This window comes from Parabacteroides sp. AF18-52, from assembly GCF_003479145.1.
Lineage (GTDB): Bacteria > Bacteroidota > Bacteroidia > Bacteroidales > Tannerellaceae > Parabacteroides > Parabacteroides faecis.
On sequence record NZ_QUGR01000006.1, the window covers coordinates 79,535 to 90,962 of the forward strand.

At 44.5% G+C, this 11,428-nt stretch carries 8 protein-coding genes; 5 read left to right on the top strand and 3 right to left on the bottom strand.

Going from position 1 to position 11,428, the window contains the following annotated elements:
- Positions 1-41 precede the first annotated feature (41 nt).
- Positions 42-1,409 (bottom strand): MobV family relaxase, encoded by a 1,368-nt coding sequence (mobV, locus tag DWX23_RS11980; protein WP_008999098.1) that lies wholly within the window; start codon positions 1,407-1,409, stop codon positions 42-44.
- Positions 1,410-1,489: 80 nt separating this feature from the next.
- Between mobV and DWX23_RS24880 the strand changes: the two genes are divergently transcribed.
- Positions 1,490-1,834, top strand: coding sequence for a hypothetical protein (locus tag DWX23_RS24880; RefSeq protein ID WP_157179077.1), 345 nt, complete (start codon positions 1,490-1,492; stop codon positions 1,832-1,834).
- A gap of 167 nt (positions 1,835-2,001) precedes the next feature.
- Here DWX23_RS24880 and DWX23_RS11990 read toward each other — a convergent pair whose 3' ends face one another.
- Positions 2,002-2,394 (bottom strand): hypothetical protein, encoded by a 393-nt coding sequence (locus DWX23_RS11990; RefSeq protein WP_004293707.1) that lies wholly within the window; start codon positions 2,392-2,394, stop codon positions 2,002-2,004.
- A 17-nt stretch (positions 2,395-2,411) separates the two neighbouring features.
- Positions 2,412-3,644, bottom strand: coding sequence for a site-specific integrase (locus tag DWX23_RS11995; protein WP_004293706.1), 1,233 nt, complete (start codon positions 3,642-3,644; stop codon positions 2,412-2,414).
- 854 nt (positions 3,645-4,498) lie between these two features.
- On the opposite strand from DWX23_RS11995, the gene DWX23_RS12000 reads away from it, so the two are divergent.
- From DWX23_RS12000 to DWX23_RS12015, 4 genes are all read left to right on the top strand, one after another.
- Positions 4,499-5,053, top strand: coding sequence for an RNA polymerase sigma-70 factor (locus DWX23_RS12000; protein WP_122355284.1), 555 nt, complete (start codon positions 4,499-4,501; stop codon positions 5,051-5,053).
- Between the two features lie 78 nt (positions 5,054-5,131).
- Positions 5,132-6,076: a FecR family protein gene (locus DWX23_RS12005; protein WP_122374664.1), complete on the top strand. Its 945-nt coding sequence runs from the start codon at positions 5,132-5,134 to the stop codon at positions 6,074-6,076.
- Positions 6,077-6,327: 251 nt separating this feature from the next.
- Positions 6,328-9,630, top strand: coding sequence for a TonB-dependent receptor (locus DWX23_RS12010; RefSeq protein ID WP_233587591.1), 3,303 nt, complete (start codon positions 6,328-6,330; stop codon positions 9,628-9,630).
- 11 nt (positions 9,631-9,641) lie between these two features.
- Complete coding sequence (locus tag DWX23_RS12015; protein WP_122355278.1) at positions 9,642-11,369, top strand: RagB/SusD family nutrient uptake outer membrane protein; 1,728 nt, start codon at positions 9,642-9,644, stop codon at positions 11,367-11,369.
- The last annotated feature ends 59 nt before the right edge of the window (positions 11,370-11,428 follow it).

Below are 11,428 nucleotides of genomic sequence, written 5' to 3' on the forward strand. Positions count from 1 at the left end.
CGTACCGCACTTTTTTCGGCAAATCGGGCAGGATTTAACATTTATAGCTTGAATCCCTTGCCTTTCCTTTGCGGTTGTATAGGTCGGCGTATGTTCTGCCTTAACTTCTCGAACTGTTCCTTGAACCACTCGGCAATGGGCTTTCGGTCGATGGCAAGAACCAATTTAGTCCCGTCCGTGGGGTCTTTCAGCACTTGGAAACCTGCCCTTTCGGTCGTGAATTTCCGTCCGTGTTCCTCCGAGTAGAGTTCCCCTGCATACTCCAACGGCTTTCCCTTGACGAGCGTTGCGGTCTGCCTTTCATCGAACCCGACAAGGCGGCAGAGGTTTTCGATACGGAGCATTTCACGGAAATAGGGAAACCATGCTGCCGCCCTTGCGATTACCGTTTTCAGAAACGATATTTCCTGCTTGTGCCTTGTGTCCTTGTCGGCTATCTCCCTGCCGTGCTTTTGCTGCATTTCCCGTATCTCCCTGCTGTGGTCTGCCTGCATGGTCTGTATCCTATCTTGCAGGGCTTCGATGGTTTCCTCGTGGTCGGCTACCTCCTTATGCAGGGCGGTGTTCTCCCTTTCCAGCGTCTTGACCTTGTTACTGCCGAAAAGAGAACCGACGCTCTCGGCGATGTTGGCGGCTGCGGTGGTTGCCGCCCCTTTCAGCTTCTCGGTCTGTATTTCTTTTTTCGCCCGTCTTAGTTCCTCCTGTGCCGTTTCTTTCTGCTGCTGCAAATCCACCACTTCCGCTTTGAGGTCGTCGGAGAGTTTCTGTATATCCCGATAATACTGCTGCGTGGACTTGTGGCGAGCTTTCGAGCCGTCTATGCCCCTTTGCAGCCCGTATTTCGCCATCGCCACGGCATAGGTATCTTGGTAGGACTTCAATTTCAGCCGTGTCATAATATCGTCTGCGCACAGCCTCACGGTGTCGGTCGGCTTCTTGCGGTATCGCTTCTTCGTCTGTTCCTCCCTTTTCCTGCGCTTGCGCTCTCCCTTGACGATGGGGACGAGTGTAACGTGTATGTGCGGCGTTTCCTCGTCCCTGTGCAGGTGAGCCGCCACGATGTTCTCCTTTCCGAACGTGTCGGCGAAGTATTTCAGATTGTCGGCGCACCACTCGTCCAAACGCCCCTCTTCCTCTATCCGCTTCATGTCCTCGTGCGTTCCCGATACGTTGATGCGGATTGCCCGTACTTGGTTGCTTCCGATTTTGCGTGTCAGCCCCGCTTCTTCTAATCTCTGCTGTATAGCCGCCGAACGGTCTTTTATCCCGTCGGGGTATTCGATAAGCCTGCGGTTTAGGTGCGTGCGTGTGGGGTCGGCGTTCTTCGGTATGATGAAACGCTCGATATGTGCGGTCGTTCCGCTGTCGCTGCCGTGCGCCTTTTCCATGTGTAAAACTACGAAACCCATATATTTTTCCTTTCTTCCTTGACTTGTGAAACAATGATTTTTCGTATCTTCGGGGCGGCAAATGCCGTCCCCGATGGGGTGTGCAGAGGGGCTTACCCCTTGCCTTATTGGGGAATTTTCAGCGATACGTAGTATTGCGGCTCGGAAAATTCCCTAATAAGCTACGGTATTTTCTCCGTAAATACCCTGCGGCGTGCCGTCTGCCTGCCCGTCTGCCTTTCGGCTATGGCTGTCCCTGCCGCCTGCTTGCCCGTAACCCCACCTTATTTTTTTCCTTTCGGTCGGTGGGTGGCGGGGCGGTCGTTTCCGTTTTCAAAGGCTCTTTTGCACGGGGCGGTCGGATACAAGGTTTTCCCGATAAATACGCTCGCAGCGAAGCGAGAGGAAGATTTATTGGGAAACGGCGCAGCCGCCTGACCTTTTAGCCGACGTAAAGCCCCGTGCTTGCTTTGCCTTTGTAAACGAAAACGATTGCTCCGCTTTCCTCTGAAAAGAGAAATAGACCCTGCAATATATATCACCATAGTGATAGGTTTGCATGTTTGCATGCTGGTATGCTGGTACGTTTGCATGTTGGTATGTTGGTATATCATCATGCTTTCCAACGGCTGTTGGGCTTGCCGTCCGAAACAACCGACACGAATACCGTCGTTTTCTCTTTTCGCCCGTGTATAATCCTCTCTAATAATGCCCTGCGGACTTTCGCCGCCCCGAACGATTCGACACGGAAAGCGAGGGCGGCTATCGTTTCGAGGTTGTAAACCTCCGCGCTGTATTTGTCCGATAGGCGGATAATGTGCTTTATGTCATATATAGATAAAACTCCGCTTTTGCAGAGTGCCTTTATCCCTGCCCTAACCGTCGGGGCGATAACCCCGAACAGTTCGCAGATTTCCCGCTCGGTCATGGCGGTTGCGCCTATATCGCTCGGCAGGGAGATATTGCCCTGCCCGTCCATCGTGATAATGTTCCTTTCTTCTTTCATCGGTATTCTGTTCTTAATTAGATGGCTCGGCAGATATTCTTCTCCATATCTTCCAACTTGTGCGACAAGGTTTCCATGTCTTGGCTTATCTTCTGGGCGGTGATTTTGGCGTAAATTTGGGTGGTCTTTATGTTCGTGTGCCCCAAAAGGCGGCTCACCGTTTCGATGGGTACGCCGTGCGACAGAAGTACGGTCGTGGCGTTCGTGTGGCGTGCGACATGGTAGGTCAAGCGTACCTTGAAGCCGCATTGTCTGCCTATATCTTTGAGTATCTTGTTACAACTGCCGTTGTTCGGAACGGGGAAAACATGACCGTCCCTTGCCAGCCCCTTGTACTTCTCGATGATACGCTTGGGAACGTCCAAAAGGCGGATGTTCGATTCGGTGTTGGTCTTCTTTCTTCGGGTGATTATCCACAGGTTGCCGTCGAAGAATGTTTGCAGGCGGTCGGCGGTGAGGTTCTTCACGTCCGAATACGCCAAACCCGTGAAAACAGAAAAGACGAACAAGTCCCGTACAAGCTCGTGGGTGGCGTTCTTCATCGGTGCGTTCATGAGCGTCTGTATCTCCGTTTGGGTGAGGTAGCCCCTGTCCACGCTTTCGGGAGAGTTGATATATCCCGCAAAGGGATTAAAGGGCAAACGCCCGTCGTTCCTCGCTATGGAAACGATGTGTTTCAACACAATCATGTAGCCCCACACGGTATTGGTGCGGCATTTCTTCTCCGTGCGCAGAAAATACTCGAAGTCGTTGATGAACGTGAGGTTGAGTTCCTTTAATGGAATATCCTCACGCTTGTAGGTATGGGGCAGGAACTCCCGAATATGGTTGCAGACCGTCCGATAACGGGTAAATGTACCCTGCGCCCTGCTGTGCCCGACTTTCTTCTCGAACTCGGCGTTGTGCTGCTCGAACAGCTTCAGCAAAGTTTCCTGCTTGACGCCGATACCGAGATAGGCGTCTTTGAGTTTGGCGGCGGTAACATAACCGTCCGTCTGCATTAACTCTTGATAGCGGCGGTTTACTTCCACACGGATTTTATCTACCGCAAGGTTGATTCTCTGCGCTTCGACGCTCTTGCCCGAAGCACGGTTGTTCTTCACGTCCCACAGCCGTGGGGGAACGTCCATCTTGCAACTGAACTGTTTAATCTCGCCGTCCACCGTGATACGGCACATTAAAGGCAGGTTGCCGTTCGGCTTCTCGCTGCCTTTCTTCACGTAAAATAATACCTTGAATGTACTACGCATAACTCACTCCTTTTTTTGGTTACAAAATTAGTTATTAGTGAGTTACCGACTGCTATGCAAAATTACGCAAATCGCAGAAACAGAACCATTTAGCAAGAAATTCACACCCGTTACGGGGGTAATGAGGTGGTAACTGAACTTCTGCGCTGTTTGGCTTCGAGGTGGTATTTCGTTGGCTCTGTCCCATAGAAAAACAAAGCGTAACGAACGCTGTATCAGCTAATTCGCTACGTTTTACCCAAATTTACTTTTTCGCTATGTGTTTATTTTATGTTTTGGTTATGGTTTAGAATCTCTGGGTAATCGTATTTTGTTGTGATGCCGATGATCTGCTGACCGGATGTACGGACAACAAGCCTGATTGGACAGACAGTCCGGCATCGCAAGAAGAAATACGGTTACCGCAAAGAAGGAAATAAAGCCTCGTTCCCTACCACGACATCCGGTAGCAGGGCTGAAGAACATCCTTCCGACAGGATTCTATAAGTGTAAACGCCGTGGCAAGCAGTCCCATTCTTCTTGCCACCGGCCACTACACCGATCCGAACATCCGGGAGCTGACAGCGGTCAGTCCTTTGAAAAAGAATTAACGAACTAACTCGTGAGAGTTACGTATACATTTAATTAATACTAAAATAGTAGTAATGAAGCCGGCCCCGAATACCGCGTCCTGCACTCAACTGGACGCATATTCCCTCTCAACTTATCGCCGACAACACTCTTTTATTTGACTATAAACCTTGCCGGGGCCGGTTTTCATTATACTACTATTACAATTTCACAGGAAATAGATAGGAAAATTAAAAATCCTATTTACATTTGCAAATAAACGTATATCTAAAGACGTTCAATAAATGGCGAATCCGGATGCAAATAACTTCAACTCATTATATACAAAGTATTACAGAAAGGCCTTTCTGTTCACAAAATCCTATGTACATGATGAAGCTGTTGCAGAAGATATCGTATCCGAATCGTTCATCAAATTGTGGGAAAAACTAAAACAAGAAGAGATCGACTATAGCGACTATCTTTTACTATCTATCTTGAAAAACAAAGCTTTAAATTATCTGAAACATGAAGCTATCAAGGCTGAAACCATTCATTCTTTGACTGATATCAACCAGAGAGAACTGGAAATCCGCATATCCACCCTACAAGCTTGCGTCCCCGAAGACATCTTTTCAAAAGATGTCGAAGAGATTATCACAAAAACACTAAAGATATTACCCAGCCAGACACGCCGCATCTTCGTTCTGAGCCGGTTCCAGCACAAAGGGAACAAAGAGATCGCCCAGATTCTGAATCTGAGTGAAAAAAGCATTGAATATCATATATCCAAAACATTGAAAGCATTGCGTATTAATTTAAAAGACTATCTCCCCTTGTTTTATTTTTTATTTTTTTGATCGTCAATTTAGGGATGAAGGTTTCTGAGTTGTTTTAAAGATAGAGGGCAACCTAGAAACATTCATACTGACAGATCAATGGAGCAGAAATTATTACATAAATATATTGCCGGTGATGCCAATCCACAGGAGAAGGAAACAGTAATTCGCTGGATAGAAGCAGATAAAAAAAACATGGAAGAATTCCTATCTGCCCGAAAATTATATGATCTTACTGTTTGGCAGAATGATCTGGTAACAGAAACTTATGCACCAGCCGGTAGACTTCGTAAAATCTGCATCGAATTTGCTAAAATTGCAGCCATCTTTATCGGTTCCATTATTCTCGTCACAATTTTCTATCCGGCAAATGAAACCGTACCAGAGGAAACCGGCATACAAAAACTATATGTGCCGGCCGGTCAGAGAGCAGAACTAACTTTATCCGATGGCACAAAGGTCTGGTTAAATGCCAAAACGACTTTTTCATTTCCGGACCATTTTGATGATCACCAAAGAAATGTGATACTGGACGGAGAAGCATATTTTGATGTCGCACATAATGAAAAGTCCCCTTTCGTCATCCAAACGGAAAAATACAATGTCAAAGTACTAGGTACGGAATTTAATGTCCGTGCCTATAAGGAAGATGAGATTTATGCCTTCGAAACAGCCTTGATCAACGGCGCCGTTGAAATTGAAACGGCAGACCACGCCGTGAAAAAGCAATTACAACCCAAAGAAAAAGCCTATGCGGAAAACGGACAATTAGAAATAAAACCGATCACAGAATTCGATCAATACCTGTGGAAAGAAGGGTTAATCTGTTTTGACGACAACAATCTGGCAGAGATATTCAAAAAATTGGATTTCTATTATAATATTCCTGTCAAAATCGAAAATACGAAGATATTAGACAAGCGGTATACAGGGAAATTCAGGTCCAGCGACGGCATCGAGCATATCCTGAAAACTTTACAACTAAAAACAAAGTTCCGCTATGAAAGAAAAGAATATCCGGATAATATAATTGTAATCAAATAAAATATTCACTTTAAATCTACATGCCTATGAAATATCAATAAAAGCAATTTGAAAAATCCGGAATGTGCTGTAACACACTCCGGATGAAGTCAATACCAGAGAACTTTCAAAAATCTAATAGTATTAACTAAGCATACAAAAGTATGAAAAATAAATTGTATTGGGATTATTGTATCCTATTAATACCGAATAAACACATTTTAAACATTATGAAAATAGCCTTTATATGCCTTTTTATTTTCATAAGTGGTATGTTTGCAACTGAAGCGGAATCTCAAAACGCAAGAATTTCTTTAAAACAGACAACCAGTGTACTGGATCTGATCAATATTATTGAAAATCAGACGGATTACCTCTTTGTCTATGACAAGAAAGACATTGATCTGAATCGTCAAATATCCGTCAAGGCACAGAATAAAACAGTTGCAGAGATCCTTCTGACAATATTTAAGAATACCGACATTGTATATGCAATGCAGGGAAACAATATTGTCCTGATGAAAAAGAGTTCCGAATCCATACCGGTCATCCAACAACGGACGGTACGGGTAACAGGTATCGTAACAGATGAAAAAGGGGATCCGCTGGCAGGTGTCAACGTTTCGGCAAAAGGGACAACTAACGGAACGATAACAGACATAGACGGACGCTTTTCCATCATGGCAGAACCTGAAACCATCCTGCAATTTTCCTATATAGGTTATATGAATCAGTTCATTAAAGTAGGAAACAGTACTTCTGTCACGATCTCCATGAAAGAAGATACCCAGGCATTGGACGAGGTTGTGGTCGTCGGTTTCGGTACACAGAAAAAAGTAAATTTATCCGGATCGGTATCTTCGGTCGATATGAGTACATTAACAGAGAGCCGCCCTATAACAAACATTTCAAATGCTTTGGCAGGATTAGCTGCCGGTTTACAGGTGACATCATCCAATAACCGCCCCGGAGACGATAATGCCAGTATACTTATCCGTGGTAAAGGAACATTAAATAACTCCTCCCCCTTAGTAATCATCGACGGAATGGAAGGAGAAATGAATAGTTTAAACGTACATGATATTGAAAATATATCTGTATTAAAAGATGCCTCCTCCGCAGCGATTTACGGTTCACGGGCTGCAAACGGCGTTATTCTTATCACGACTAAGACCGGAAAGGAAGGAAAGCTCAAAGTTTCATATAACGGATATGTCGCTTTCCAGAGCATTCGTCCCGGTGTATTGGATCCTGTCAGTAATTACGCCGATTATATGGAATACATCAACAGCGGTTATAACAACAGTAACCAGGCACTGCCTTATTCTCAAACCTCTATCTCTGCATGGAGAGGCGATAACGGGCAAAACCCTCTAAAATATCCGAATACAAACTGGATAGAAGATACCTTTTCCACCGGAGTAGGAACAAATCACACATTGTCTATGAGCGGAGGAACTGAAAAGATCCAGTTCTACGGAGCATTCGGTTACTTTGACAATCCGGGAGTGCTCGAAAATGCAGGATACCGGAAATATAATGCCCGGACAAATATCAACGCACAGTTGACATCCTGGTTGAAAATGGGAATGAATGTAAGTGGCTTCGTGGGAAAAGCAGAGCCAGGTAATGCCGGACAATCCGCTACTGAAGCCGGAGAACAAGCCAGTGTCGGTGCATTCACATGGGGATGGGCGACAAGCCCTGCCATGATTCTGAGACATGACGGCAGATACGGAGGTATCCAGAATGTCGAGGATGACGTATCGGAATCCGGGAATAATGTGTTAAAGGTCTTAAATTCCACAAAAGGAGAAAATACGACCAGAAATATAAAATCCCGTTTCCATATTACCCTGCAACCAATTAAGGATTTATCCGTCACAGGTTCATATTCGTATGAATACACCGAACAAGGAATCAAAACAATACCTGTATTCAACGACGTATGGGACTTTGGTAAAGATCAGATAATCTTCAAAGGAGAAGGCGAATCTTATATTACCGAAAAAGAGTATAAGCGGGAACGCAATTATATGGATATTGTTGCCAACTACAATCACCGTTTCCTGGACGACCGACTGGGACTGACGGCCATGGTTGGTGCCAGCCAGGAGCAATATAAATACGAATGGTTCAATGTTACCCGTAAAAATCTGACAGCACCAAACGGTACGGTACTGGATGCTGCCAACGGGCAAATATCGACAGGAGGAAATATGACGCAATGGGTTATGCGTTCGTATTTCGGCCGTTTGAACCTGGATTGGGAAAACAAATATCTGTTAGAATTTAACTTACGTTCCGACGGTTCTTCCAGATTCTTATCCGACTCACGCTGGGGATATTTTCCTTCAGGTTCAATTGCATGGCGTATGGATCAGGAAGAATTCCTGAATAGCACGGATTGGCTGAGTAATTTGAAAATACGCGCCTCTTACGGTTCTTTAGGTAATAACTCCGTAGGAAATTACTCTGCAATTTCCAGTTACGGTTCCGCCAATTATGTACTCAACAACGGAGTATCAACGGGTTGGGCGATAACGGCCCTTGCCAATGCCGGACTGACCTGGGAAAAAACGAAAGTAACCGATATAGGTTTCGATTTCGGAGTTTTAGATAACCGTCTCTACGGAACCTTCGACTGGTTCAATAAAAAAACGGAAGGTATCCTGATACAGCTGCCATCTCCTTTAGTGCACGGCTCCGCTACAACTCCAACCTCAAACGCGGCCGAAGTGACCAATAAAGGAATTGAATTAACTTTGGGGTGGAGAGACAAAGCCGGAGATTTCGATTATGGGATCAATCTCAATTATACCCATGTGACCAACAATGTTGATAAGTTTAAAGGAGAAGATTATAGCCTGAACGGGATATACATGACCAAAGAAGGGCTTCCTATCAACTCCATGTATATGTATGTTGCTGATCGTATTATCCAGACAGACGACGATTTAGCTATCGTAAACGACATGTTAGCCAAAAACCCGGACGCTTTCAGTCAATTAGGAGGCGTTCCTCAAAAAGGTGATATCCTGTTTAAGGATTTGAACGGCGATAATAAAATCGACCCGACCAATGACCGCGACATAGTGGGAGACACCAATCCGAAACATATGTTCGGACTTAATCTGTCTGCAGGCTATAAAGGGTTCGATTTCTCCATCTTTATGCAAGGAGTTATAGGAGCTAAAGGATACCTGAATGAAAAATACTTTACATCAACAGTACAAAGAGGCTATCAGATAACAAAAGAAATAGCTGAAAATAGTTGGACGGATGGCATGACAAATGCCAAATATCCAAAGCTAACCTATCAAACGGCAGTCAACAATCAGGCCAACACACTTTGGATTCAGAAAAAAGATTATCTGAAAATCCGCAATATTCAATTAGGCTATACATTGCCTAAATCAGTGTTGAGCAAGGTGCAGCTCGAAAAAGTCCGTTTCTATGGCAGCCTAGAGAATTTCTTTACATTCACTGGCTACAAAGGGATCGATCCGGAATTGGATGACCTGAGTTATCCAACGATGAGACAAGCTGTTATTGGAGTAAATATCGAATTTTAAAATAGATCGACATGAAAAAATCAATAAAATATATAAGTTCAGTTCTTACAAGCCTTGTATTATTGAGCGGATGTTATGATCTGGATCAATATCCGGCCGACAAGGTTAATTCCGGTTCTTTCTGGCAGGATGAAGCAGATGCCCAGGAAGGTATGATGGGAGTATATGCAGCCATGAAGAAAGACGAGGTTTTCAGTATTTATTATACCCGCGATTGTTTGAGCGACATCGGTATCGGGTTGAACTGGGGACTTTATGGTTTCATAGAAGTGGCGCAAGGCCAAAGCAACTCTACTACCGGATTATACAAATCTGTATGGCAACGCCTATACGACGGTATCGCCCGGGCAAATACATTGATCACCAATGTACCTTCAGTCGATATGTCCGACGATCTAAAAACTCAATACCAGGCTGAGGCACGGTTTATGAGAGCTTTATATTACAATGAACTTTTGAATCTTTATGGAGGAGTTCCCCTGTATGACGAAACGACCAGCATAGAAAAAGAATATGACAACATGTATAAAACCAGAAATACGGAAGCAGAAGTCCTCGATTTTATTCTGAAAGATCTGGAAAATGCATGCACATATCTCCCCAAAACATGGGACGGCGGAAATAAAGGACGTGCCACAAAAGGTGCAGCTTACGCATTAAAAGGAAAAATACTGCTTTATGCCAAACAATATGCGGAAGCAACCAAAGCTCTGGAGGAAGTTCGTAACGGAGGTTACGGATATGCTTTAAATACTGATTATGCAGAATTGTTCAAGCCGGGTGGCGATGAAAGTTCAGAAATGATATTTGCCGTTCAAAACCTGGGCGGAGCAAGTACGGCTTATGGTATGCCTGTTCATTATATCGCCAATCGCGCCTCATACGGGGGATGTATCAACTGCCTGGTTCCCTCTGTCGAACTGGTGGACATGTATGAATATAAAGACGGACGCCCATTCGATTGGGATGAATTGTTTCCCGGTTTTTCAACCAATAAAAGTATAAAAGAAAAAGTCTTTTATTCCACCTTCGACGAAAAAGGCCAATACGTTGCTGCATATCCTGAAAATGTGGATAAACTACGGAAAATGTATTCAGAGCGGGATCCGCGTATGGAGTCTACCATTATTTTACCCTATACGGAAAACCTGTACAAAGGTTGGGTTAACAATGCGAAGAAAGACTGTGAAATGGTACTCGCCCCATCGAATCCGGCCAATGAAACATACGGATATTGCAGAAATGCCTTCGGTCATAATACCTATTTATACCGTAAATTCACACCAGAATATGATATGGACGGGTTAATAGCCGACCGCTTCCATTCACCGGTGAATTTCCCCATCATCCGTTATGCAGATGTATTGTTAATGCTGGCAGAATGCTATAATGAGACATCGAACCTATCCGGTGCTGTCGAATTGATCAATCAGGTACGGGAACGTGCCGGGATCGCACTTTTAAATTCCGGTCCTGCTTATTTAAGCGTAACAACAAAAGACCAGGTATTTGAACGTATCCAGAAAGAAAGAGCTGTGGAATTTGCAGCCGAGGGTCTTCGTTTCTACGACCTGAAAAGATGGGGATTATATATTTCCAAAACAAATGGCCAAAAACAAACCGATCTGGTAGGTTCTGTCTTATCCACTAAAGTAACAGAACAAAAAAATATGTACTGGCCGATTCCTCAGGAAGAAAGAGATATGAATCCGAATCTGACGCAAAACGCATCCTGGTAACAAACCATATGTATAGAACTAAGTAATGAAGGCTGTCTCAATCATTCTTTGGGACAGCC